This is a genomic window from Cupriavidus sp. MEYA8, from assembly GCF_059278825.1.
This window is the reverse complement of sequence record NZ_CM181221.1, coordinates 623,611-648,246: the sequence shown is the minus strand read 5'-3', so window position 1 is coordinate 648,246 and position 24,636 is coordinate 623,611. Positions and strand designations below refer to the sequence as shown.

Annotated in this window: 22 protein-coding genes; 9 read left to right on the top strand and 13 right to left on the bottom strand. The window is 69.0% G+C overall.

The window, feature by feature from the left end; all coding sequences use genetic code 11:
• Positions 1 to 21: 21 nt before the first annotated feature.
• Both AC5WJ1_RS02995 and AC5WJ1_RS02990 read right to left on the bottom strand, forming a co-directional pair.
• Complete coding sequence (locus tag AC5WJ1_RS02995; protein ID WP_195431718.1) at positions 22 to 1,623, bottom strand: formate dehydrogenase beta subunit; 1,602 nt, start codon at positions 1,621 to 1,623, stop codon at positions 22 to 24.
• The gene (locus AC5WJ1_RS02990; RefSeq protein ID WP_135704625.1) at positions 1,620 to 2,135 is read right to left on the bottom strand and encodes a formate dehydrogenase subunit gamma; all 516 of its coding nucleotides are present in this window, start codon (positions 2,133 to 2,135) and stop codon (positions 1,620 to 1,622) included. The genes AC5WJ1_RS02995 and AC5WJ1_RS02990 overlap by 4 nt, the downstream gene beginning before the upstream one ends.
• Positions 2,136 to 2,294: 159 nt before the next feature.
• Between AC5WJ1_RS02990 and AC5WJ1_RS02985 the strand changes: the two genes are divergently transcribed.
• Entirely contained in the window at positions 2,295 to 3,389 is a 1,095-nt protein-coding gene (locus AC5WJ1_RS02985) for a substrate-binding domain-containing protein (protein WP_133093874.1), read from the top strand.
• On the opposite strand, the gene fdxA is transcribed toward AC5WJ1_RS02985, so the two are convergent.
• From fdxA to AC5WJ1_RS02970, 3 genes are all read right to left on the bottom strand, one after another.
• The gene (fdxA, locus tag AC5WJ1_RS02980) at positions 3,386 to 3,715 is read right to left on the bottom strand and encodes a ferredoxin FdxA (RefSeq protein WP_133093873.1); all 330 of its coding nucleotides are present in this window, start codon (positions 3,713 to 3,715) and stop codon (positions 3,386 to 3,388) included. The two genes, AC5WJ1_RS02985 and fdxA, sit on opposite strands and share 4 nt — an antisense overlap.
• Before the next feature lie 230 nt (positions 3,716 to 3,945).
• Positions 3,946 to 4,413, bottom strand: a complete 468-nt coding sequence (locus tag AC5WJ1_RS02975; RefSeq protein ID WP_133093872.1) for a hemerythrin domain-containing protein — start codon at positions 4,411 to 4,413, stop codon at positions 3,946 to 3,948.
• A 435-nt stretch (positions 4,414 to 4,848) separates the two neighbouring features.
• Positions 4,849 to 5,106 carry a DUF6566 family protein gene (locus tag AC5WJ1_RS02970; RefSeq protein ID WP_135704619.1) on the bottom strand — a complete coding sequence of 86 codons (258 nt, stop codon included), beginning with the start codon at positions 5,104 to 5,106 and terminating at the stop codon, positions 4,849 to 4,851.
• A gap of 336 nt (positions 5,107 to 5,442) precedes the next feature.
• On the opposite strand from AC5WJ1_RS02970, the gene AC5WJ1_RS02965 reads away from it, so the two are divergent.
• The 4 genes from AC5WJ1_RS02965 (at position 5,443) to AC5WJ1_RS02950 (ending at position 12,026) form a co-directional block, all read left to right on the top strand.
• Positions 5,443 to 6,093 carry a recombinase family protein gene (locus AC5WJ1_RS02965; RefSeq protein WP_135704617.1) on the top strand — a complete coding sequence of 217 codons (651 nt, stop codon included), beginning with the start codon at positions 5,443 to 5,445 and terminating at the stop codon, positions 6,091 to 6,093.
• Between the two features lie 60 nt (positions 6,094 to 6,153).
• Positions 6,154 to 7,122 carry a chemotaxis protein CheB gene (locus AC5WJ1_RS02960; protein ID WP_195431719.1) on the top strand — a complete coding sequence of 323 codons (969 nt, stop codon included), beginning with the start codon at positions 6,154 to 6,156 and terminating at the stop codon, positions 7,120 to 7,122.
• A 39-nt stretch (positions 7,123 to 7,161) separates the two neighbouring features.
• Entirely contained in the window at positions 7,162 to 11,271 is a 4,110-nt protein-coding gene (locus AC5WJ1_RS02955; protein WP_494476371.1) for a CheR family methyltransferase, read from the top strand.
• Positions 11,272 to 11,534: 263 nt separating this feature from the next.
• A complete protein-coding gene (locus AC5WJ1_RS02950; protein ID WP_494476370.1) occupies positions 11,535 to 12,026 on the top strand; it encodes a hypothetical protein in 492 nt (163 codons plus the stop codon).
• 20 nt (positions 12,027 to 12,046) lie between these two features.
• Here AC5WJ1_RS02950 and AC5WJ1_RS02945 read toward each other — a convergent pair whose 3' ends face one another.
• The 8 genes from AC5WJ1_RS02945 to AC5WJ1_RS02910 are packed head-to-tail and all read right to left on the bottom strand — an operon-like array spanning position 12,047 to position 20,188.
• Complete coding sequence (locus AC5WJ1_RS02945; protein WP_135704610.1) at positions 12,047 to 12,994, bottom strand: glycosyltransferase; 948 nt, start codon at positions 12,992 to 12,994, stop codon at positions 12,047 to 12,049.
• Entirely contained in the window at positions 12,987 to 14,084 is a 1,098-nt protein-coding gene (locus tag AC5WJ1_RS02940; protein WP_135706214.1) for a glycosyltransferase family 9 protein, read from the bottom strand. The genes AC5WJ1_RS02945 and AC5WJ1_RS02940 overlap by 8 nt, the downstream gene beginning before the upstream one ends.
• Before the next feature lie 35 nt (positions 14,085 to 14,119).
• Positions 14,120 to 15,106 carry a glycosyltransferase family 2 protein gene (locus tag AC5WJ1_RS02935; protein WP_494476369.1) on the bottom strand — a complete coding sequence of 329 codons (987 nt, stop codon included), beginning with the start codon at positions 15,104 to 15,106 and terminating at the stop codon, positions 14,120 to 14,122.
• A complete protein-coding gene (locus AC5WJ1_RS02930) occupies positions 15,093 to 16,862 on the bottom strand; it encodes a carbamoyltransferase family protein (protein WP_494476368.1) in 1,770 nt (589 codons plus the stop codon). The genes AC5WJ1_RS02935 and AC5WJ1_RS02930 overlap by 14 nt, the downstream gene beginning before the upstream one ends.
• A complete protein-coding gene (locus AC5WJ1_RS02925) occupies positions 16,843 to 18,129 on the bottom strand; it encodes a glycosyltransferase family 9 protein (RefSeq protein WP_494476367.1) in 1,287 nt (428 codons plus the stop codon). The genes AC5WJ1_RS02930 and AC5WJ1_RS02925 overlap by 20 nt, the downstream gene beginning before the upstream one ends.
• The gene (locus tag AC5WJ1_RS02920; RefSeq protein WP_494476366.1) at positions 18,126 to 18,755 is read right to left on the bottom strand and encodes a D-glycero-alpha-D-manno-heptose-1,7-bisphosphate 7-phosphatase; all 630 of its coding nucleotides are present in this window, start codon (positions 18,753 to 18,755) and stop codon (positions 18,126 to 18,128) included. Before AC5WJ1_RS02920 ends, AC5WJ1_RS02925 begins: the two co-directional genes overlap by 4 nt.
• Positions 18,752 to 19,525, bottom strand: a complete 774-nt coding sequence (locus AC5WJ1_RS02915; protein WP_135704602.1) for an SDR family oxidoreductase — start codon at positions 19,523 to 19,525, stop codon at positions 18,752 to 18,754. Before AC5WJ1_RS02915 ends, AC5WJ1_RS02920 begins: the two co-directional genes overlap by 4 nt.
• Before the next feature lie 39 nt (positions 19,526 to 19,564).
• Positions 19,565 to 20,188 (bottom strand): hypothetical protein, encoded by a 624-nt coding sequence (locus AC5WJ1_RS02910; protein ID WP_255519933.1) that lies wholly within the window; start codon positions 20,186 to 20,188, stop codon positions 19,565 to 19,567.
• Between the two features lie 391 nt (positions 20,189 to 20,579).
• Between AC5WJ1_RS02910 and AC5WJ1_RS02905 the strand changes: the two genes are divergently transcribed.
• Genes AC5WJ1_RS02905 through AC5WJ1_RS02890 form a run of 4 tightly spaced genes read left to right on the top strand, consistent with a single transcriptional unit; the run spans position 20,580 to position 24,631 of the window.
• The gene (locus AC5WJ1_RS02905) at positions 20,580 to 21,851 is read left to right on the top strand and encodes a glycosyltransferase (protein ID WP_494476365.1); all 1,272 of its coding nucleotides are present in this window, start codon (positions 20,580 to 20,582) and stop codon (positions 21,849 to 21,851) included.
• Between the two features lie 22 nt (positions 21,852 to 21,873).
• Positions 21,874 to 22,908 carry a UDP-glucuronic acid decarboxylase family protein gene (locus tag AC5WJ1_RS02900; protein ID WP_494476364.1) on the top strand — a complete coding sequence of 345 codons (1,035 nt, stop codon included), beginning with the start codon at positions 21,874 to 21,876 and terminating at the stop codon, positions 22,906 to 22,908.
• 43 nt (positions 22,909 to 22,951) lie between these two features.
• Positions 22,952 to 23,707: a PIG-L deacetylase family protein gene (locus AC5WJ1_RS02895; protein WP_434033158.1), complete on the top strand. Its 756-nt coding sequence runs from the start codon at positions 22,952 to 22,954 to the stop codon at positions 23,705 to 23,707.
• A 30-nt stretch (positions 23,708 to 23,737) separates the two neighbouring features.
• On the top strand, positions 23,738 to 24,631 hold the full coding sequence (locus AC5WJ1_RS02890) for a glycosyltransferase family 2 protein (protein WP_135704593.1): 894 nt from the start codon (positions 23,738 to 23,740) through the stop codon (positions 24,629 to 24,631).
• Positions 24,632 to 24,636 lie beyond the last annotated feature (5 nt).

Below are 24,636 nucleotides of genomic sequence, written 5' to 3'. Positions count from 1 at the left end.
CTGGCGTCAGACTGTGTCGGCTTATGCAGCCTTGGCCGCCGTCGTGGTCCGATTGGGGGCGAGGCCGAAGTCCTCGGGGAATTCATTCAGTGCGGACAGCACCGGGTACGGCGTCATGCCGCCCATGGCGCAGAGCGAGCCGTAAAGCATGGTGTCGCACAGGTCGCGCACCAGTTGCACGTGCCGGATGACGCTTTCCTGCGGTTGCTCGCCAGCGATGATGCGGTCCATCACCTCGACGCCGCGGGTCGAGCCGATCCGGCACGGCGTGCACTTGCCGCAGGATTCGATCGCGCAGAACTCCATCGCGTAGCGCGCCTGCTTTGCCATGTCGACGGTTTCGTCGAACACCACGATGCCGCCGTGGCCGACCACGCCGCCGAACGCGGCATAGGCCTCGTAGTCCAGCGGCACGTCGAAGCGCGTCTCCGGCAGGTAGGCGCCCAGCGGCCCGCCCACTTGCACCGCGCGGATGGCGCGGCCGCTGCGGGTGCCGCCGCCGTAGTCAACCAGCAGTTCGCGCAGCGTGACGCCGAACGCCTTTTCCACCAGCCCGCCTTGCTTGATATTGCCGGCCAGCTGGAACGGCAGCGTGCCGCGCGAACGGCCCATGCCGTAGTCGCGGTAGTACTGCGCGCCGCGCGCCAGGATCACCGGCACGGTGGCCAGCGAGATTACGTTGTTGATCACGGTGGGCTTGCCGAACAAGCCCTCCAGCGCCGGCAGCGGCGGCTTGGCGCGCACCACGCCGCGCTTGCCTTCCAGGCTTTCCAGCAGCGCGGTTTCCTCGCCACAGACATAGGCGCCGGCGCCCTTGCGCACTTCGAGGTGGAAGCGCTTGCCGCTGCCGCGCAGATCGTCTCCCAGCCAGCCGGCCGCGTTGGCGATGGCAATCGCGCTTTCCAGCACGGCGATGGCGTGGGGGTATTCGGAACGGCAGTAGATGTAGCCCTGCTCGGCGCCCACCGCGAGGCCGGCGATGGTCATGCCTTCGATCAGCATGAAGGGGTCGTCTTCCATCACCATGCGGTCGGAGAACGTGCCCGAGTCGCCTTCGTCGGCATTGCAGACGATGTATTTGATGGCCGACTGCGCGCCCAGCACCGTCTTCCACTTGATGCCGGTCGGGAAGGCGGCGCCGCCGCGGCCGCGCAGGCCGGAATCGGTGACCTCCTGCACGATCTCGGCGGGCGCCATCGACAACGCGCGCTCCAGGCCGGCAAAGCCTTCGTGCGCGCGGTAGTCGTCCAGCGACAGCGGGTCGGTGATGCCGATGCGTGCAAAGGTCAGGCGCTCCTGCTTCTTCAGGAACGGGATCTCTTCGGTCAGGCCGTGCGCCAGCGCATGCGCGCCGCCCTGCAGCAGGCCCGCGTCGAACAGCGCCGGCACGTCTGCCGCGCTGACCGGGCCATAGGCCACGCGCCCCGCTTCGGTCTGCACCTCGACCAGCGGCTCCAGCCAGAACATGCCGCGCGAGCCGTTGCGGACGATTCGCACGGCTTCGCCGCGGCGGGCCGCCTCGCGTTCGATCGCGCGGGCGACTTCATCGGCGCCGAGCGCCAGCGCGGTGGAATCGCGCGGCACGAAGATGGTGTTGACGGTGGGATTGACAGCGGCGCTCATGCCTGGACCTCCGCGGTTTCGTTGGCGGCCTGCGCTTCGCGCAGCGACCGCACCAGCGCATCGAAGCGCTTCGCATCGACATAGCCGTGCAGCCGCTCGCCGACCATCACGGCCGGGCCGCACGCGCACTGGCCCAGGCAGTACACCGGCTCCAGCGTGACCGCGCCGTCGGCGGTGGTTTCATGGAAGTCGCAGCCAAGCGCCCGCCTGGCATGCTCGGCCAGCGCCTCGGCGCCGACCGCCTGGCACGCTTCGGCGCGGCACACCTGGATCACGTGGCGGCCGGCCGGCTGCTGGCGAAAGTGGTGGTAGAAGGTAATGACGCCATGCACCTCGGCGCGCGACAGGTTCAGCGCGCGGGCGATTACCGGGACAGCGGCGTCCGGTATATGGCCCTGCGTGTCCTGGATCTCGTGCAGGATCGGCAGCAATGCGCCCGGCATGTCTTGCCGCGCGGCCACGATGGCGTCAATCGTGGCCGCGCAGGCCTGGGCGTTGGGAGTATCTGGCATGGCGTCTCCTGTGGGGTCGCTTGGGGGCTCGCAGCATGGCCGCCAGGATCCCTCTATATGCTATTTTTTTCCTATTTACGGGCCTCCATCCCTGCCGTTGGGCCCGTGGATGCAATATATGAGAGTGACAACGGTCCATCAATAAGCTATTTTTTTCATATGCTTCGCATCTCGATCCTCCCCCACCTGCAAATCCGCGACGACGGCACCCCCGGCGCCGAGGCCCTCGACGTGTCGCGGCTGGTCGCCCTGCTAAGCCATGTCGGGGAATCGGGCAGCATCAGTCACTCCGCGCAGGCGGTGTCGCTGTCTTACCGCTACGCCTGGGGCATCCTGCGCGATGCCGAGGCCCTGTTCGGCGGCCCGCTGATCGACAAGACCCGCGGGCGCGGCAGCGCGCTGACGCCGCTGGCGCAGCAACTGGTGTGGGCCAGCAAGCGCATCGGCGCGCGGCTGTCGCCGACGCTGGACAGCCTGGCCTCCGAGCTGGAAATCGAACTGAAGAAGCTGATGGAGCAGTCCGAGGCGGCAGTGCGGCTGCATGCCAGCCACGGCTTCGCGGTGGCGGCACTGCGCGACTTCCTCGACGAGCAGCACGTGCGGCACGACCTGAAGTACTGCGGCAGCGTCGAGGCGGTGGCGGCACTGGCCGAGGGCGCATGCGATATCGCCGGCTTCCATGTGCCGGTGGGCGAGTTCGAGCACGGCATGTGGCGCCACTTCACCACCTGGCTCAAGCCCGACACGCACTGCCTGGTGCACCTGGCGGTGCGCAGCCAGGGACTGTTCGTGCGGCCGGGCAACCCCCTCGGGATCCGCACGCTGGAAGACCTGACCCGGCGCGAGGTGCGCTTCGTCAACCGGCAGGTGGGCTCGGGCACGCGGCTGCTGCTCGACCTGATGCTGGCCGCGCGCAACATCGACCCGGCACGGATCGAGGGCTACAGCAACGGCGAGTTCACCCACGCCGCGGTGGCGGCGTACATCGGCAGCGGCATGGCGGATGTGGGCTTCGGCGTGGAAACCGCGGCGCGGCGCTTCGGGCTGGAATTCGAGCCGGTGATCAAGGAGCGCTACTTCTTCGCCATCGAGAAATCGATGCTGCGCAGCGCAGCGCTGTCGGGCGCGGTCGGCGCGCTGACCAGCGAGGCGTTCCGCCAGCGCGTCAATGCGCTGCCGGGCTATGACGGCGCGCTGACCGGCAGCGTGCTGACGCTGGACGAAGCGTTTCCCGACTACGCCGGCACGCGCTAGCGCACCAGCAGCCCCAGGCGGTCAGGATGGTCCGCCCATTGCTCGTGGCCGGCGATCGGGCCCTTGGCCTGCAGCAGCGGCGGCCAGTCGGGCCGGCGCGACAGTTCGGCGTTCAGGGCGATGAAATGGCGCTTGTCGTCGGGCAGGTCATGCTCGGAATAGATCGCGCCCACGGGGCACATCGGCACGCACATCGAGCAGTCGATGCACTGGTCGGGATCGATGGCGAGGAAGTTGGGCCCTTCATGGAAGCAGGTCATCGGGCAGACTTCGACGCAATCGGTATGGCGGCACTGGATGCAGGCATCCGTCACGACAAAGGTCATGGGCAGGACAGTACGGCGGTACGGCTGTGAAGACCGCGCCATATTAGCCGCGTGCCGGCCGCGACGGGACGCGCTGCCTTGTGCGACTCTTTCAAATCGACTGATGTCCGCCCCTTTCGGGTCTGCTCCGGAGCGAGCATTGACGGGACCGGTGGGAGTCGTCTGGCGGTTAACGAACGCGAGCGGTGGCAGTTCACCAGCCACCGCTCGCGACCGGCGCGGGAAGCCGATCAGGCGGTTTCCTGCATCAGTTCTTCCTTGCGCGCCGCCAGGGCCCGTGCCACGTCGCGCAGGTTGATTTTCTCCCTGATCACGTTCTTGAACAGTTCGCCTTCCTCCTCCTCGATATGGTGGGCGACATACTCCGAGAGCACCGTGAAGCTGGCTACGAGCATATCGCCGGCCGGGTCTTGCTCGATCGCCGCGATCAGGTCCTTGGCGACCTGGTGCTCGACCTGGGCTTCGTCCAGCATGTCGTCGATGTCATCGCTGGCGCCGCGCAGCGCCGGGTAGAAAATCTCTTCCTCGATTGTGGCATGCACGGTCAGCTGGTGACAGGCTTCGAGCGCGATCGATTCCTTTTCATCGCGGTCCTCGGTGTCCTTGAACGCCTTGAACAGCTTCTTGACCGCGCGATGATCGTCCATCAAGGCGCCGAGGGCCTCGGCCTGGTCTGCGGGGATCTTCGACTTGTCCACGATTACCTCCTGGGAGCTTGAGGGGGAAGCCGGTCGCACCCGGCTTTGCCCCCCGTCAGCAGGTTCTGTGCCCAGCCAGCGCACCGCCGGGCCGTGGCAAGGGCGGGCACGGACCCGGCACGCGTGCGCGGCAAACATTGCAATTCCTGCGCGAAAGGGTTGTTATTCGTGCCCGCCAAGGCGCGCGCCGCCGCGGCCGGGCTAAAGCGCGTGGCGCCAGGTGCGCGCAGGTGCCGACGGCGCTGCACGCGCAGGACAGGAAGACCGGAAACACTGGAACGCCGGATGGCGCGGGCGTTGGCCGCCAAGGCGCGGCCGACGCTCGAGGCACTGCCTTCGAGCTGGCCGGGATCATGACGCCAGAGGTATCGCCCTGGCTTGCGGATCAGGCTCGCGGATCAGGCTTGCTGACGATGTGTATCACCCTGGCCACGGCTACGTTCTCGCCGCGGCAGGCTTGCGCGCGCCGGCACGCACGTCGGTGTAGCCACGCACTCGCATGTCGACCCAGACCTTGCCCCAGGCTATGCCTTCGGCAATGGCACGCTCGCGCGTCGGGTGGCAGCCCAGCGGCCCGGAGCTGTTCACCGGCGCACCGTCGTGCTCGACCAGACCGGACGCTTCAAACAGCCCGTTGGCGCCCGCGTGTGCCGTGCCGTGAACGAGATAGCCGAAATAATGCTGCGCTGTCATCGCCAACTCCTTGCCGCGGAGATACCGCTGGTCATCGCGATTGCCGTCGGTGTGGGCGCAGGGCACGCCGGGCACCAGGCATCCGGCGCAGGCCCAGCTCGCACTTATTGAACATCCTAGCCGAGGCGGGCATGTCACAGAGCGCCCAATTCAGGTACGTAAAACTTGCTTTACGTACATGTGAAGAATGCACACATCAGCACGTTAACCGTCACTATCTTGCCGCCCCCGCTGCTGGGACGAGTTTTGCTAATCAGAAGAAACAGGTCGCCTGCCGGATGCCGGGAGGGACGCCCGCCGCGCGACCGGAGACGAAAACCAGAACGAGGAATCCTCATGACGTCTACCTTCATCTACTCGAACCGCGCCCGTGACCTCGAAACGATGGAAGACGAATTGCGCATAGCCGACCGGGCCGGCTATACCGTCGACCTGCGCCGCGCCTTCTGGGAGTGCGAGCCGGCCTCGGTGCCCGCGGCCGAACGGCCGCGGCTGCTGTCGCTGCTGCAACGGGTGCGGGCCGGCGATACGCTGGTGACGATGCAGCTGAGCTGCCTGGGCTGGAGCGTGCAGGAAGTGCTGGGCACGATCCGCAGGTTCCGCCTGCTCGGGGTGGCGCTGCATTGCGTGCAGCTCAGCCGCGCCAACCTGGCCAGCGCCGCGCCGCCGGAGGCAGTCATGGTGCTGCGCGCAGTGGCCGCGCTGGAGGGCAGCACGCGCAGCGCGCGCGTGCGCGACAGCCTGGCGGCGGCCAAGGCCATGGGCCGTGCGGTCGGCCGCCCGCCCAAGCACAAGCCCGACGAGCGCGATGCCATCCTGCGCTCGCTGGCGGACGGCCAGTCGGTCAGCGAAACCGCGCGGCGCTTCAACACCTCGCGCCAGACCGTGCTGCGGATACGCGCCGCGGCGCCGGCCATCGTGCAGCCATCCGACACCGGCGCCGCTGCCGCGCCCGAAGCGCCGGCAGAGGTATCCACCGCGGAATAGACCAGCAGCCTGCCGATCCCCCTTGCTGCGGGCAGCGGCCTGAAACCAACCCGAGATCCCATGAAGCGCGACACCATAGTCCTGGGCACCTCTACCGGCGGCGTCGACGCGCTGCGGGAAATCGCCGCCGGATTGCCGCCGGACCTGGATGCGGCCGTACTGGCCGTGCTGCACATCGGCGCCAACCAGAGCATGCTGCCCGACATGCTGGCCAGCGCCGGGCCGCTGCCGGCCCGCCATGCCCGCGATGGCGAACCGCTGCGGCCCGGGGCGATCTATGTGGCGCCGCCCGACCAACACCTGATGATCGTCGACGAGCATGCGCAACTGGTGCGCGGGCCCAAGGAGAACTTCGCGCGGCCGGCGATCGACCCGCTGTTCCGCAGCGCGGCCGTGGCGCGCGGCAACCGTGTAGTGGCGGCACTGCTCACCGGCCAGCTCGACGACGGCGCGGCCGGCCTGCGCGAGGTGCGCCAGTGCGGAGGCGTGACCATCGTGCAGGATCCCGACAGCGCTTTCGCCGCCGACATGCCGCGCAACGCCATCCGCGCCTCGCCGCCCGACTACGTGCTGCCGCTGGCGGCGATCGCGCCCAAGCTGGTGGAACTGGCCGGCTCCGCGGCAGGTCCGCCCGCCGACCCGCCCGAATCGCTGCGCATCGAGCACGGCGTAGCGCTGGGCCCCTCCTCGATCGAGGCCGTGGAAAAGATTGCGCTCCCGTCGGCGCTGACGTGCCCGGAATGCGGCGGCACCCTATGGCAAGTGCGCGACAGCATGCCGCCGCGCTTCCGCTGCCACACCGGCCATGCCTTCGGCATTTCAACACTGCGCCACGCCGCCAATGGCGCACTCGAACACACCCTCTTCGAGGCCTTGCGCGCGCTGCACGAACAGCGCGAGCTTTACACGCAGATTGCGGCGTATCATACGCAAGTCGGCGAAACTGGCGAATCACGCCGGTATACCGAGGCAGCGGGCCGCGCTGCAGCGTCCGCGAAGCGCATCGAAGGCTGGCTTCGCGAGGGATAGCGCCGCATCCGGCCGGCGCACTAACTTATCCACGCAGCGATGGCCAAGAATCGTGAACGCCCCCTGCCCAGCCAGCTCGCCTTTCCCGTAGTCGGGATGGGCGCGTCGGCCGGGGGTATTGAAGCCCTGATCCAGGTGTTCGATGGACTGCCCGCCAGCACCGGCGCAGCCTTTGTCCTGGTCGTCCATCTCTCTCCCGACCACGCCAGCAACCTGGCGCCCGTGCTGCAGGCACGCACCACCATGCCGGTACGGCAGGTCACCGACACCACGCGCATCGAAGCCAACCACGTCTACGTGATTGCGCCCAACCATAGCCTGACCATGATCGACGGCTACCTGCGCGTGGGCCCGCAGGAACGCCGCGACGTCCGCAGCGCGGCCATCGACCTGTTCTTCCGCTCGCTGGCCGATGCCCATCGCCAGCGCGCCGTGTGCGTGGTGTTATCCGGCGCCGGCTCCGACGGCTCGGTCGGCCTGACCCGCATCAAGGAGCTGGGCGGCATCGCCATCGCCCAGGAGCCGGAGGAAGCCGAATACTCGAGCATGCCGCGCTCAGCCATCAGCACCGGCCTGGTCGACTTTGTGATGCCGGCCAACGAGATCCCGCAGCGCCTGCTCGACCTGTGGAATACCGCCAGCCATATCCAGCTGCCCAAGCCGCCCGAGGACGAGGACGCGCCCGAGCCCGCGCCGCAATCGGAAAGCAACGAGCGCGCGCTGCGCGAGGTGATGGTGATCCTGCGCACCCGCACCTCGCATGATTTCCGCCACTACAAGCGCGCCACGGTGCTGCGCCGCATCGAGCGCCGGCTGCAGGTCAATGGCCTGACGAACCTGCAGCAATACCGCGACTACCTGCACCTGCATCCGGAAGAAACGGCACCGCTGCTTCAGGACATGCTGATCAGCGTGACCAACTTCTTCCGCGACAAGGAAGCGTTCGACGTGCTGCGCGCCGACGTGCTGCCGCGCCTGTTCCAGGACCGTCCCGACAGCGACTCGATCCGCGTGTGGGCGCCTGGCTGCGCCACCGGCGAAGAAGCGTATTCGCTGGCCATGCTGCTGCAGGAAGCTTCGTCGCAGACACCCTACCAGCTGCCCTTCCAGGTCTTTGCCACCGATATCGACGAGCGCGCCGTGGCGATCGCGCGCAACGGGCTGTACCCGGAACCGATCATCGCCGACGTCGAGCCGGCGCGGGTACGGCAGTTCTTCACCAAGGACGGCACGCACTACCGCGTGCGCAAGGAACTGCGCGAGCGCGTGCTCTTCGCACTGCACAACGTGCTCAGCGATCCGCCGTTCTCGCGGCTGGACCTGATCTGCTGCCGTAACCTGCTGATCTACCTGGACCGCGACGCGCAGGCCGAGATCCTGCGCACCTTCCATTTCGCGCTGCGCCCGGGCGGCTACCTGTTCCTGGGCAGCTCCGAAGCCGCCGACAGCGTCAGCAACCTGTTTTCGGTGGTCGACAAGAAGGCCCGCGTCTACCGCGCCAACGTCGCGGTGCGCGCCGAAACTCCGTTGCCGCTGTCGGCCGGCATGCTCAATGCGCGCTCGCCGGTGGCGGTGCTGCAGCCGTCCGGCAAGCGCAAGTTCTCCTTCGGCGACCTCCACCAGCGGCTGATCGAGCAGCACGCGCCGCCGAGCGTGCTGGTCAGCCGCGATTCCGAGATCGTGCACCTGTCGGACCGCGCCGGGCGCTTCCTGCAGTACGCCGGAGGCATGCCGTCGCACAACATCATCGGCGCGGTGCGCCAGGAACTGCGGCTGGAACTGCGTACCGCGATCTACCAGGCGCTGCAGAGCAATCACAGCGTCGAGGCCAGGCGCGTGCAGCTCGAACGCGACGGCAGGCATTTCTTCGTCAACATGACCGCGCGCCCGGTACACGACGCCGAAGCCAATGGCGACTTCGTGCTGGTGCTGTTCGACGAGGTCGAGGACAGCATGAGCGCAGCGCCGCGCGGCCAGGCCCCCGACGAGCGCGACCCGATGATCGCGCAGCTCGAACGCGAACTGCATCGCACCAGGGAACAGCTGCAGGTCACCATCGAGCAGTCCGAGACCTCGACCGAGGAGCTGAAGGCCTCCAACGAAGAACTACAGGCGATCAACGAGGAACTGCGCTCGACCACGGAGGAGCTGGAGACCAGCAAGGAAGAACTGCAGTCGATCAACGAAGAGCTGACCACCGTCAACGCCGAGCTCAAGTCCAAGGTCGAGGAAACCGGCAAGATCAACGACGACCTGCAGAACCTGATCATGGCCAACGATATCGGCACGGTCTTCGTCGATCGCAACCTGTGCATCAAGCGCTACACCCCGCGTGCCACCGACGTCTTCAGCATCATCCCGTCGGACATCGGCCGGTCGCTGCTCGATATCACCCACCGGCTCGACTACGACAAGCTTGCCGACGATGCCGGCGAAGCCTTCGACTCCCTGCGCCTGATCGAGCGCGAAGTCAAGAGCAACGACGGCCGCTGGTACCTCGCGCGCTTCCTGCCGTACCGCACCACCGAGGACCGCATCGAGGGCGCGGTGCTGTCGTTCATCGACATCACGTCGCGCCGCGCCGCCGAAGAGCGCCTGAGCGAAGGCGAGAAGCGCATGAATATCGTGGCGGAAAGCACCCGCGACTACGCCATCATCACCTACGACGACGAAGGCCACGTCACCAGCTGGAACACCGGCGCGGAACGCATCTTCGGCTATACCGAGGCGGAGATGCTCGGACAGGAGGCGGAAGCCCTGTACACGCCCGAAGACCGCGCCGCCCGCGTCGCACAGGAAGAAATGGCGCAGGCGCGCCTGTACGGCCGCGTTGAAGAAGACCGCTGGCACCAGCGCAAGGACGGCAGCCGCTTCCGCGCCAGCGGCGTGCTGTCGCGCCTGGACAAGGGCGGTTTCAGCGGCTTTGCCAAGATCATGCGCAATCTCGACGAAGTGGCGCTGACGCGGCTGGCCACGCGCACGGGGCGCGGGGTGGGCGACGAGCCCGTCGACGCGCGCGCCGGCGAACGCGCCGACGCGCGTGCCGAGCGCGTGCGCGACGAGTTCCTGGCGGTGGTGTCGCACGAACTGAAGCATCCGCTCAACCTGATCAGCGCCAGCGCCGAGCTGATCAGCCGTTCGCCCGAAGCGCGCGGCAACCCGGTGATCCAGCGCGCCGCCGGCACCATCCGGCGCACCGTGATCGGCCAGGCGCACATCATCGACGACCTGCTCGACATGTCGCGCCTGCGCACCGGCAAGCTGTCGATCGCGCGCGCGCCGGTCGACTGGGGCGAAGTGGTCGACCGCGTCTGCCGCGCCATCGAGGAAGAGGCCGGGCGCAAGGACATCGCGCTGGAGCGCAGCTTACCGGCCCGCCCGCTGATGATCGACGCCGACCTGACCCGGGTCGAGCAAGTGGTCTGGAACCTGGTCAGCAATGCGCTCAAATACACCAGCGCCGGCGGCAAGATCACGGTCTCGCTATCCAGAGCGGGCGGCGACGGCGTGCTGGAGGTGCGCGACACCGGCGTTGGCATCGACGCGCAGAACCTGCCGCATATCTTTGACATGTTCCGCCAGGGCACTGTGCCGAGCGCGCGGCAGGGCGGCCTAGGCATTGGCCTGTCGCTGGTACGCGAACTGGTGACCATGCAGAACGGCACGGTGCGCGCGAATTCCGACGGGATCGGCAAGGGCTCGGTGTTCACGGTAACGCTGCCGCTGCGCGAAGAAATCGCTACCGACACCGCGCCGGCGCCGGCGCCCTCGCTGCCGCTGAATGGCACCGAGATCCTGCTGGTCGACGACGATTCCGGCACGGTCGAGACGTTCAAGCTGCTGCTCGAAATGGAAGGCGCCAGCGTGTCGGTCGCCACCAGCGGGCAAGAGGCACTGGACCGTCTCGGCGAGCATTGCCCCGACCTGCTGCTGTCCGACATCGGCATGCCCGGCATGTCGGGACTGGATTTCATTCGCGCCATCCGCCGCCAGCCGCACCTCCACAAGCTGACCGCGATTGCATTGAGCGGCTATGGCCGGCCGGACGATATCCGCGAGTCGATGCAGGCAGGCTTCGACGCCCACCTGACCAAGCCGGTCTCGCTGGAGGCCTTGCTGAACGCCATCCGGGAATTGCGCGTTGCCTGAAGCACCGCGGCGTACGTTTTGCGTGTGTTTTTTTGCGTTTCGCCGGGTGCGCCAACGAACGTAGCGCCGGATTTACGCGCAACGTTGCAATAATCCCTGCAGGCCAGGCGCCGCCCTCACCGGCGCCCCGCCTGCCGTCACGATTGCGCGTTGGAACGCTCCTTGCAGCGCTACCAGTGAGCGCGCAAGCGCAACAGACTCCGGCACCGCGGCCCGACTTCATGCTTCGCATAAGTGGCAGACGCGGGCGCCGCCCCACCGCCATGACCTTCTTCCTGCATCACGACGCGCCTGCGGAGACCGAGTCCGCGACTGGCGTCACTTCCGCGCAATCCCCCGGCTTACAGCCCCACGCCAGACGCCCCGCGCGGCCCACAATATTCCTCGAAGCCCTGCTGGCGACGCGCCTGGAACTGCTGAGCCGCGACCGCGTGTGGCCCGCGCATACCATGGCGCAACGAGAGCGGGTTCTATTGACGCTCTGGGCGCAACGGCCCGAAGACCTTTTCGAGCAGCATGGCACCGCCGACAGCATCGAGCATTGCTTGCACGAGGCGTTTGCCAGCGCCGAAGCGGGCTCGAAAGTGCAGGCCGCGATGGCGTTGAAACGCGCGTACTACCTGGTTTGCTGCACGGTCTCGGCCAGTACATCGGTGCGCGGAGGCGCAAGCGCGGCGCCGGACGGCGATGGCAATGGCAATGGCAATGGCAATGGCAGCGCCAACGGCAGTGGCCGTACCCACGACAAGCGCTGAACGGATGCGCTGCCTCCGGCTTATCCCGCCACCGTACGCAGGGCCTCGTCCCATTCCGCAACGAAGCGCCCGATGCCGAAGCGCTCGCGCGCCAGCCGGCAGCCACGCTCGCCCCATGCGCGCGCCAGCTCCGGATCGTCGAGCAGCTCGCGCATCACGCTGACCAGCACGTCCAGGCGCGTGTCGACGTAGCCGTTGCTGCCGCTCTGGATCACCGTGGCGAGTTCCGCGGTCGCCAGCCCCACCACCGGTACGCCCAGCGTCATGGCCTCCACCACGGCCAGCCCCAGGCTGGTATAGCGGATCGGATTGAAGAAGAAGCGGTAGCGCGCGACAAAGGCGGCCAGTTGCGGATTGGGTATTTCACCGAGCCCTCCCGCCTGCTGCGCCGCCATGCCGACCAGGTCCAGCGGCACCAGCTCCCGCACCTGCGCAAACACGTCCGCGCCCAGCCGGCGGCCCCGGCTCTGCAGGTTGTTGACGACGCTGATGCCGCGCGCCAGCTCGCCGCTGTATTGCACCTGGCTGTCGACGATCACGCCGTGCTCGATCACGCGCCACGGCGTCACGCCGCTGTCCCACATCAGCGCATTGAACGGTGTCACATGGACCAGCAGCACCGATGCATCCTGGACCGGATGCAGCGTATTGGTGGGATGTTCCTGCGGCGGGTCGTGCTCGAGGTAGATTGCCGGCAGCGCGCGCTGCGCGTCGCTCAGCAGTTCCACGCGATCGCGCAGGTAATGGTGCCGGTGCTGGTACAGCACGCAGTCGAACCGCCCTTGCGGCACTCTCTGGTACGGCACCTCGCGCACGTTGTTGCCCCATGCCAGCGCGCCGCCGGCGCCGGCATAGCCGGGCGTGCCGTCGTCGCGCGTCACCAGGTACAGGTCGTGCGGAATCTGCGACAGGTAGTACAGGTAGTTGCCATGGACGTGCCAGGTCAGGATGCGCAGGCGCCTAGGCATGGTCATACTCCCGCGCCGCCAGTTCCAGCGCGGTATCGACCACGCGCTTTACGCTGATGCCGGCGGCGCACGGGTGGCCGGCGACCGGGCATTGCTGGTGCATGCAGGGACGGCACGGCGGATGCTCGGCCAGCACGCGGTGCAGCGAGGCATCGAGCGGCGCCCAGCGCGCGCTGTCGCTGCCGCAGGACACCACCACGCTGGGCGTATCCATGGCCGCGGCGATATGCGAGGCGCCGGTGTCGTTGCACAGCAGCAGGCGCGCATGGCCGATCAGCGCGGCCAGCGTGCCCAGCGAAGTCTGTCCGCACAGGTTGACCACCGGCTTGCCGATGCGCCGCGCGAGCTGATCGATAAGCGCCGCTTCGTCGCGGCTGCCGGTCAGTACCACCTTCCAGTGGCGGCGCAGCGCCCTGCCGGCTTCGGCGAAGCGCTCCAGCGGCCAGCGCCGCGACAGCATGCGCGCGCCGGCGTGGATGCAGACATAGCCGGCCGGGCCGAGCCCATGCTCTTCGGCCAGCAGGCGCCAGCTGGCATGATCGAGCGGGCGCAGCGGGAACTCCAGGTGGGGATCGGCGGCGGGATAGCCCAGCGCCTGCATCAGTGACAGCAGCCGCACGACTTCATTGCCTTGCGGCCACGGTAGCAGCATGCCTTCGCGCGTACTGCGCACGCCCGTGGTATGGGCAGCGTCATGGTCGGCTGCGTCGGGGCAGAATCCTGCCGTGCGGCGCGCACCCAGTCGCCGCACCACCGCATTGCTGAGCGAGCCGCTGCCATGCAGCTGGATCGCCAGGTCGAAGCGCGCCGCGCGCGCGGCCGCGTAGAACGGTGCGGCGGCCGCCTCGGCGTAGGACTGCTCCGGCATGCCGGGCGCACCCGGGAAGACCATCAGCGCATCCACCAGCGCGCCGAAGCGCGAGACGAACTCCTGCGCCCACGGCAGCCCGATCAGCGTGATGTGCGCATCGGGCTCGCCTTCGCGCAGCGCACGCAGCGCCGGCACCGCGCACAGCATGTCGCCCAGCTGTAGCGCGCGGAACACCGCGATGCGGCGCGCCGGCGCATGCGGCTTGCGCCGCGCGGGCATCAGCGGCAGGTTCAAAGGGGAAATGGTTGCGCTTGTCATAGGAACACCACCCGGAATGCCAGTGCGCCGCGCAGGCGCCAGAACAGCGACAGCGGCGGGATCAATACGGAAGTGAGCGCCATCTCGGCCACATGCGCGGGCGTCAGCGCCGCGCCGCGCAGCCGGCGCAGGCAGAACGACACCGTCAGCGCCAGCCACAGCAGGCCGGCGCCGGCGGCAACACGCGGCGCCCCGGCCAGCAACGCCACCGGCGCGGCCAGCAGCGCCAGCACCGCCACGTAGTAATGCCACGGCGGCGTGCGGCGGATGCGCTGCCGGTACAGGCGCGGATGCTTCTTGTACAGCAGCGCGTCGTAATACACCTTGGCCTGCGCGGCGATACTGCTGCCCCATGCCGCCGGCCGCACCGGATGCACGACGACCGCGCGCGGCGCGCGGCCGACCGGGCAGACCTCGTTCATCAGCCGGAACTGCAGGTCCGAGTCCTCGCGCCACGCGCGCGTGAAGCGTTCGTCGAAGCCGCCGATGCGCCGCAGCGCTTCACGCCGCACGAGGCAGTTGGCGGTAACGAACTCCGCCTGCGCCAGTCCGCCGGTATCGCGCTCATGATCGGTCGGCCGCGGCGGCAGCGGCACCTCGACGGCGCCGGCCACGGCGCAGCATTCGGGCTGGCGCGCCAGCGCCGCGCAGCCTTCGCGCAACCAGTGCGGATCCGGCACGGTATCGTCGTCGGTGAATGCGATCACCGCGCTCGCAGCGCGGCGCCAGCCGGCATTGCGCGCCCCGGACGGACCCTGTGTGCCGGACACGGCCACGTAGCGCAGCGCATGCGCGGGATGCCGGGACGCCATCAGCGCCACCAGCCGTTCGATGCGCGCCTCGCAGCCGTCGTCGGCGACGATGATCTCGTACGACTGCGGCGGCAGCCGTTGCGCGCACAGCGCCTGCAGGCAGCGCGCCAGCAGCGCCGGGCGCCGCCAGGTGGGAACCACCACCGAGACCAGCGGCTCAGTCCTGTGCATGGGGTCCTCCCCGGCTGCCCGCCGCGGGCTTTTCCAGCAGGAACGAGCCGATCACCAGGGCATCCAGCGGCGAGGTCCAGAAGCACTCGACCGCATCGCGCGGCGTGCAGACGATGGGCTCGCCGCGCGTATTGAACGAGGTGTTGACCAGCACCGGCACGCCGGTGCGGCGCTCGAACGCGGCCAGCAGGTCGTAGTAGGCGGGATTCTGCTCGCGCCGCACCGTTTGCACGCGCGCGGTGCCGTCGACGTGGCGAACCGCCGGAATGCGCGGCGCCTGTTCCGGGCGCACGTCGTAGATGAACAGCATGAACGGCGCCTCGCCGCGGCCCGGCCTGGCCGCGGTGAACCAGTCGGCGGCGCGCTCCTGCATCACCACCGGCGCCACCGGGCGGAAGTCCTCGCGGTCCTTGATCTCGTTGAGCCGCTGCTGCATGCCGGCGTCGATCGGCGAGGCCAGGATCGAGCGCGCGCCCAGCGCGCGCGGGCCGAATTCCATGCGCCCCTGGAACCAGCCGATGATCTGGTTCTGCGCCAGCAGCTCGGCGGTCTGCGCGGCGATATCGTCAAGCCGGCGGTACGGCAGGTGCGCCCAGTCGAGGAACGCGGCGATCTCGTCGTCGGTATAGGCCGGGCCGAGGTAGGCGTGGTCCATCGACCACTGCCGCGCCGGCCGGCCGCGCTGCAGGAAGTCGACCCACAGCGCCGCGCCCAGCGCGGTGCCGGCATCGCCCGCGGCCGGCTGCACCCAGACTTCGTCAAAGGGGCTGCGGTCGCGCACGCGCGCGTTCATCACGCAGTTCAGCGCGACGCCGCCCGCCATCGACAGGTGGCGCTCGCCGGTCGCTTCGGCCAGCCACGTGGTCATGCCGACCACGGTTTCCTCCAGCACCTCCTGCAGCGAACCCGCGATATCGAGATGCCGGGGCCCGAACGCCTCGCCGCGCTGCCGCGGCGGTCCCAGCAGCGCCGTCAGGTCCGCTTGCGCCACGCGGTAACCGCCTTCTGCATCGCGGCTCACCATGCCGCGGAAGGCATCGAGGCAGGCCGGCTTGCCGTACGAGGCCAGCGCCATCACCTTGTACTCGTCCGACGAATGCAGGAAGCCGAGGTGCCTGGTCACCCGCTCGTACAGCAGTCCGAGCGAGTCGGGCAGGTCGATCTGCTTGATGCGGCGGTATTCCTTGCCGTCGAACACGCCGTAGCTGGTAGTGGCGCGCTCGCCGCGTCCGTCCATGGTCAGCACCGCGCAGCGCGTGAACGGCGCCGCGAGGAAGGCGCTGGCCTCGTGCGCCATGTGGTGCTCGACGAAATGCCAGCGGAACGGGCCGTCATGGGTAACGCCGCGGAAGCGCGCGGCCAGGTGGTGCGGCGCGCCGCTGGCCAGCTGGCGCGGCGCGTTGACCACGTACGTCAGGAACAGCGGGTCCCATGGCGATGCGTTGCCGGCGGGTGCGCCCTGCTTCGATGGCTCCAGCGGCAGCGTCACGGTGGCATCGTGCGTGCGCGCGCCCGGCATCAGCGCTGGGTCGAACGAGTAGGCCACGTGGTCGACGTCGCGCAGCGTGATGCCGGCTTCGGCCAGGCAATAGTCGATCGCGTGGAACGGCAGCTCCCACGCGGTGAACGGCACCGGGCGCTTGCCATGCTTGATGTGGGTGAAGCGCTCGTCTTCCGCGGCGGCGATCACCGCGCCGTCGTGCACGAGGCAGGCGGCGGAGTCATGGTACGCGGCGTTAATGCCAAGGGTGAACATGGGCAACCTCGTCGGGGCTCGGTGGATCGGCAGCCGGCACGGCCGGGGCGGCGCGTGCCGCGCCAAGGGCGGAAATGGCGGCGGGGACAAAGGGGGCAGCCGGGACAAAGCCCGCCGCCGGTTCGGTCAATGGAGCATCGGCGCCAGGCCACGGCAGCGGCTGCGCCGGCGGCGCGTCCGCATCGCCGGTAAGCAGCGCCAGCGCGGCCTGCACGGCGTGTGCGGCCGGCACGTCCTCCAGGCAGCGATGGTGGCCCTGCGGGCAGGTGCTCTTGTAGCAGTAGCGGCACGGCACGTCGGCGAACAAGGTGCGGTGCGGCACCTGCCACGGCGTGTGCTGCGGGTTGGTCAGCGCGTACAGGTCGACCACCGGCGTGCCAAGCGCGGCGGCAAGATGGACCGGACCAGTGTTGTTCGACACCAGCAGGTCGGCTGCCTCCAGCAGCGCGCCCATCTCGCCCAGCGTCAGCGCGCCCGCCAGCGGCACCACGCGCGCATGGTGTGCACCGGCGCAGACCGCCTGCACGATTTCGCGCTCGCTGTCGGCGCCGGTCACCAGCACGTGCGCGCCGGCCTGCGTGGCGAGCGCGTGCGCGACCTCGGCAAAGCGCGCCGCAGGCCAGCGGCGCGAGGCCGCGCTGGCGCCCGGATGCACCACCACCTGCGGGCCGCTGCGGCCGCGGCGCCAGCCCGCGATGCGGGCGGCGAGCGCGGCACGGTCGGCCGCCAGCACGCGGAAGCGCAGCCGGGTATCGCGCGCGCTGGCGCCAACCTGAGCGACCAGGTCGAGCTGCCGCCGGGTCTCGTGGCGCGGGCGCTGGCCGGGCTGCATCGCAGGCTCGCGCTCGGGCACCCAGTCGGTCAGCAATGCATAGGGATTCTCGCGGCAGCAGGCGAGCCGCAGCGGGATGCCCGCCAGCGCGCACAGCATCGCGGCCGGCAACGGGCTCTGGCTGTAGACCGTGAAGATCACCGCGGCATCGAAGCGGTAGCGCGCCAGCCAGCGCGCGCAGCGCAGCATCGCAGGACCGGGCGCGACTGGCGCAGCTTCATCGTGGCGCGCCCACGGCGCATCCCACGCCAGCACGCGCCTGACCATCGGCAAATGCGGTGCGAGCGAGGCGGCGGCATTCGAGGTCAGCAGCGTCAGCCGGCGGCCGGGCATCGACTCGGCCAGCGCCTGCATCGCGGGCGTGCTCATCAGCACGTCGCCCATGTTGTCGAGCCGTACGCATAGTACCTGCCGCGCCGTCTGCCAGGTCGTCATGGCGCCACCGTTTGCATGGCGGGGACGGTGCCGCAGGCGCGCATGCGGGCGGCCACGATGCGCGCGGCAGCGTCGAGCGTGGGCACCACATAGTGCGCCTGGCGCGCTGGCGAAAGCTGCCACTCGGTCTCGTTGCCGCAATCGACCAGCACGGTGCCGCAGCCGGCACGACGCCCGGCTTCGACATCGTTGAGGATGTCACCGACCATCCAGGACCGGCCCAGCGCGAAACGCAGCGCACTGGCGGCCTGCACCAGCAAGCCCGGCATCGGCTTGCGGCAAAGGCAGGCGCGCGTGTAGGCGGGGACCGTGCCCTGGGGGTGGTGCGGGCAGTAATAGAAGCCCGCGAGCGTGGCGCCGTGTTCGGCGAACATCGCCGCCAGCCGCTCGCGCACCGGCACGAGGTCGGCCTCGGCGTGATAGCCGTGCGCGACGCCCGGCTGGTTGGTCACCACCACCAGCGGCACGCCGAGGCTGCCCAGGTCGCGCAGAGCCGCCGCGGCGCCGCGCGCGAGCCACATCCGGCCGGGATCGACGTTGTACGGCACGTCGTCGAGCAGCGTGCCGTCCTTGTCGAGCAGCACCGCGCCAGGCAATACGCACGCGTTTTGAACCGGGTCGCTCATGGCCAGGAGGTTTCCTTCATCGGCAGCACCATGACCTCGGGGATCACGGTCTCATCCGGCTGCGTCAGCACGAAGCGCACGGCGTTGGCCACGTTGGCGGGATCCTGCAGGTTGCCCTGGTCGATGTCGGGGAAACGGTCGAGCAGGAACGGCGTGCGCATGCCGCCGGCGACGATCGCCGATACCTTGATGCCATGCGGGCGCAGCTCCGCATGCAGCGCATGCGAGAAGCCGAGCAGCCCCCACTTGGTGGCGTGATAGGCCGACGCATTGGGCCAGGCGCGCTTGGATGCGGTCGACGCGATATTGACGATGTGCCCGCCGCCCTGCGCCTTCATCAGCGGCACGGCCGCATGCGACATCAGGTAGGGACCGTACAGATTGACCATCAGCACCTTGCGCCAGGTCTCGGCATCGACTTCCTCGACCGGCAGCGTGACGTCGATGGCCGCGTTGTTGACAATGCCGTCGAGCCGCTGCACCCGTTCGCGCACGGCATCGAAGGCGGCACGCACCGAACCCGGCTCCGCCACATCGAGTCGCAGCGGCCACGCCTGGCCGCCGGCTTCGGTCAAGGTCTCGGCGCTGTCGCGGGCCAGCTTGTCGTCGATATCGGCAACGATCACGCCCGCACCGGCCTGGACCAGCGTGCGGCACACGGCGGCCCCAAGGCCACGTCCGCCGCCGGTCACGAGGTAATGACGGTCCTGCAGCGGCAGCGCCGCCGCGGTGTTTGGATCGGGACGTTGCGAAGGTTGCGGAGTCTGCATGGTGAATCCTCGTGCAAAGGTGAGCGGTTGCCGCGGCGCTCATGGCGTCCGCAGATTCGGACAGCCGGAATCGGACAGCGGGTCGGACAGCCGGTCGGCCCGGCCGGGAATCACGCCGCAGCGAAATATGTGCCAAGCCCCGGCCTGCGCGCGATGGCAGCACTCCTGCGCGACCCCACGCAACAGCGCCGCCACGCAGCCAGCGAAGGCTTCGTCGTACCAGGCATTGGCACCGCTTACCGCGACCACGATGCCGTCGAACACGGCCGCGCCGCCGAGCAGCGTGTCGTCGCTGCGCAACCGGTGCGGTGCGCAGTGGACCACCGCGGCGCTGGCCATGCCGGTGCGCCACGACAGGCTGGCCTTGGCGCGCGCGTACAGGCTGTAGTCCGCATCCCACGCCTCGCGCGAAGGCAGCGAATGCTCGTACAGGATGGCTTCCTCGAAGGTGCAGTCGCCGGGTTGCAGCGTCGGATCCATCACGACTACGTGCATGCATCCGCTCTCGCCGACGGCCTTGTCGCGCAGCGATGCCTCCAGCATCGGCAGCGCCAGTTCGACGGCTCGCCTCGCCGCGGCGCGATCGCTGAAGCGGCTGGCGCCGGCATGCGAGGCGCGCGGGGAAGGCTCGGCACCAGGACGTGCGTTGTCGCTCGGATTCATGGGCAGCTCCATGGTGGGTGGCATGTTTTGCGCCTTCGACGCTGCAAGCATCGCGCCCGATCCGGTATGCGCCCGGGCGTGTTGCAAGCGTTCCAAGGCTCATGCCTGAATGGAAAAACTCGTAAGCGCAAATTACAACCGGCGGCGTAAGAATGACTCAATGCGGTAGCAATGCCGCAAGGCGCCTGCTTCGATACGCACAAAGCGATCTGTGATCGAGAAGCGCCGAGAATCGCTATAACGCTTCTCGGTCGGTTCCCTTCCGTCCGTCCTTTTCAACGCCTTTCGCAGTCGCGCGATCACGCCAGCGCACTGGCACGCTAGCTGCTGAGGCCAGCCCCTGTCCGAGTCGCCCGAATCCGCGGGCGGAGCGGCAACCAGGGAGACCGCCATGCGCAAGATCGCGCTTATCAGTGAACACGCTTCGCCGCTGGCCAGTGTCGGCAGCACCGATTGCGGCGGCCAGAATATCTACGTGGCACACCTGGCGCGCCAGCTTGGCACGCGCGGCTACCTGGTCGACGTGTTCACCCGCCGCGACAAGGCGCTGCTGCCCGAGGTGGTCGCCTTTGCGCCCAATGTACACGTGATCCACGTGCCCGCCGGACCACCGGTGCAGGTGCCCAAGGAGCGATTGCTGCCCTACATGGACGCCTTCGGCGAGTTCCTGGTGGAGTTCATCCGGCACGATCCGGTGGGGTACGACGTGCTGCACGCGAACTTCTTCATGTCGGGGCTGGCCGCGCTGCAGGCACGCCGGGCGCTGGGCATTCCGCTGGTGATGACCTTCCATGCGCTGGGCAAGGTGCGGCGCCTGCACCAGGGCAGCACCGACGGCTTTCCCGATGCGCGCTTCGACATCGAAGACACGCTGGTGCGCGTGTCCGACTGCGTGGTGGCGGAATGTCCGCAGGACCTGGACGACCTGGTCAGCCTGTACGGCGCCGATCCCGGCCGCATCAGCACGGTGCCATGCGGGTTCGACGGCGCCGAGTTTGCCCCGGTAGCGCGACACGCGGCGCGGCGCGAGCTGGGCTGGCAGCGCGATGCCTTCAGCGTGCTGCAGCTGGGCCGGCTGGTGCCGCGCAAGGGCATCGACAACGTCATCCGCGCGCTCGGCTGCCTGCGCCGCGACCACGGCATGCGCGCCGCGCTGTACGTGGTGGGCGGCAATGCCGAGCAGCCCAGCGTGCAGGCCACGCCCGAAATCGGCCGGCTGCAGGGCGTGGCCAAGGAAGAAGGCGTGGCCGACAGCGTGGTGTTCGTCGGCCGGCGCGGACGCGACACACTGCGCCTGTTCTACAGCGCCGCCGACGTGTTCGTCACCACGCCCTGGTACGAGCCCTTCGGCATCACGCCGGTCGAGGCGATGGCCTGCGGCGCGCCGGTGATCGGCGCCGACGTGGGCGGCATCCGTTCCACCGTGGTCGACGGGCAGACCGGCTACCTGGTGCCGCCGAAGGCGCCGGCCGCGCTGGCGGCGCGGCTGGCGACGCTGGCCACGGACCCCGCGCATGCGCGCCAGCTCGGCGAAGCGGGACGGCGCCGCGCACAGCGCCATTTCACCTGGGCCGGCGTGGCGCAGCAGATGGAAGCCGTGTATGCCGGCGTGTGCGCCGGCGCGTGCCCCATCACGGCCGGCGCGCGCCGGGCCGCGGCGTGATCCCGGCCGAAGGAGAACAGAGATGAAGGAAAGCGACCGCAAGCGAATCCTGATCACGGGCGGCGCGGGGTTCCTTGGCTCGCACCTGTGCGAACGGCTGGTGCGGGCCGGGGAGGACGTGCTGTGCGTTGACAACTTCTATACCGGCACCAAGGAGAACATCGCGCACCTGCTCGGCAGGCCGAACTTCGAGCTGCTGCGCCACGACATTACCTTTCCGCTGTACGTCGAGGTGGACGAGATCTACAACCTCGCCTGCCCGGCCTCGCCCGTGCACTACCAGCACGACCCGGTGCAGACCACCAAGACCAGCGTCAACGGCGCGATCAACATGCTGGGGCTGGCCAAGCGGCTCAAGGCGCGCATCCTGCAGGCATCGACCAGCGAAGTCTACGGCGATCCCGAGATGCATCCGCAGCAGGAGGCATACTGGGGCCACGTCAATCCCGTCGGCATCCGTTCCTGCTATGACGAGGGCAAGCGCTGCGCCGAGACGCTGTTCATGGATTACCACCGGCAGCACCGGCTCGATGTCCGGATCGCGCGAATTTTCAACACGTATGGGCCGCGCATGCATCCCGCGGACGGCCGCGTCGTGTCCAACTTCATCACCCAAGCGTTGGCCGGAGCGCCCCTGACCGTCTATGGCGACGGCGCGCAGACGCGCGCCTTCTGCTATGTCGACGACCTGGTGGACGCGCTGGTGCTGCTGATGGAAGCACCCGCTTCCGGCATGCCGGTCAATCTCGGCAATCCGCGCGAGACGACTATGCTGGAGATTGCGCAGGAAGTGCTGCGCGCCACCGGCTCGCATTCGCCGGTCGAGATGCGCCCCCTGCCCGCCGACGACCCGCACCAGCGCTGCCCCGACATCTCGCTGGCGCAAAGCCTGCTGGGCTGGGCGCCGCGCACGTCGCTTGAAGACGGCCTGCGCCACACGGTCGATTACTTCGCGGCGCGGCTGGCGGCACAGGCGCATGCGCAGGGCGCGCCGGGCAACGTGGTGCCGGTATCCGCCACGGCACGAGAAGTCCGCGCCGTGGTGCTTAACAAATAGCGCGCGACACGAACCTGCCAGTGGCGATGGCAAGGGTGATTCGATGGTGACTGACATAGCCGGCCCGGTGACGGTGATTGCACCGCACCTGGACGATGCGGTGTTCAGCTGCGGCGGCCTGATCGCCGCGGCACGGGGCGCGCGCGTGGTGACGGTCTTCGCCGGCGTCCCGCCCGCCGATGTGCCGGCACCGGACTGGGACCGCGCCGCGGGCTTCGACAGCGCCGAGCAGGCAGTGCGCGCGCGCCGGCGCGAGGACAACCGCGCCCTTGGCATGCTGGGCGCGCAGCCGGTCTGGCTCGATTTCTGGGACAGCCAGTATGGCCGCCGTCATACGCCGCGCGAGATCGCGGACAGCCTGCAGCCCGTGCTGCTGGCGCAGACCGACGGCATGGTGGTTGCGCCGCTCGGCCTGTTCCATTCCGACCACGTGCTGGCGCATGAAGCCTGCCGCCTGCTGATGCAGGCGGCGCAGGTGCGCGCCGCGGCGTGGGCCGCGCTGCTGGTGCCATCGCGAGGGCAGGCGGCATCGGCGCTGCCGGTGCAGTGGCTGTACTACGAGGACGTGATCTACCGCCGGTTGCCCGGGGTGCTGCAGCAACGGCTGGCCGAATGCCTGGGCGCGGGACTGCAAGCGACCCCGGTCAACCTGCCGGTCAGCCAGTACCTCGCGCAGAAGAGCTACGCAGTCAATGCCTACCAGAGCCAGGTGCAGATGTTCGGCGAAGAACAGCTGTGCGACCTGTGCGCGCCTGAGCGCTACTGGTCGCTGTCCGCCGGCGAGTCTGCGCAACGCTGATTCCCCTTCGCGATACCGATAGCGATAGCGATGCCTGCCGACCAAGCCTTGCATGCCGCGCCGCCGGGCGCCTCGCTCGACATCAGCGTGGTGGTGCTGACGCACAACCGGCGCGACACCGTGCGGCACGCCCTGCGCCAGCTCAGCGCGCTGCCGGAGCGCCCGCCCCTCGTGGTGGTCGACAACGCCTCCGACGACGGCACCAGCGCGATGGTCCGTAACGAGTTCCCGCATGCCACGCTGCTGCGCTGCCGGCGCAACCTCGGCGCCGCGGGGCGCAACCTCGGCGCAAACTGGGCGCGCACGCGCTATGTCGCCTTCTGCGACGACGATTGCTGGTGGACGCCGGGCTCGCTCGCCACCGCCTGTGCCATGTTCCGCGACCATCCGCGCGTGGCCGCGCTGACCGCACGCATCCTCGTCGGCGAATGCGCACGCGAGGATCCCGCCTGCGCGCGCATGGCCGACAGCCCGCTGCCGTCGGCCATGCTGCCTGGGCGCGCCATCCTCGGCCTGATGGCTGGCGCCACCGCGTTCCGCACCGAAGCATTCCGCCAGGCCGGCGGCTATCATCCGCGCTTCTTTATCGGCGGCGAAGAAACCTTGCTGGCGCTGGACCTCGCGGCGAGCGGCTGGCACCTGGTCTACGCGCCGCAACTGGTGGTGCACCACCATCCCAGCCCGCTGCGCGACGGCGGCCGGCGCCGCTCGCTGCTGGCGCGCAATGCGGTGTGGGCGGCCTGGCTGCGGCTGCCGTGGCGCATGGCGCTGGAGGAAACGGCGGCTGAGTTGCCGGGCCTGCTGCGTTCGCAGGGGTGGCGCGGCATTGCGGAGGTGCTGAAGGGGATGGCGTGGGTGATGCGCGAGCGGCGGGTGATACCGCGGGAATTGGCCGCGTTGAGGCGGGATTTGCGGGGGCGGTGAAAGCC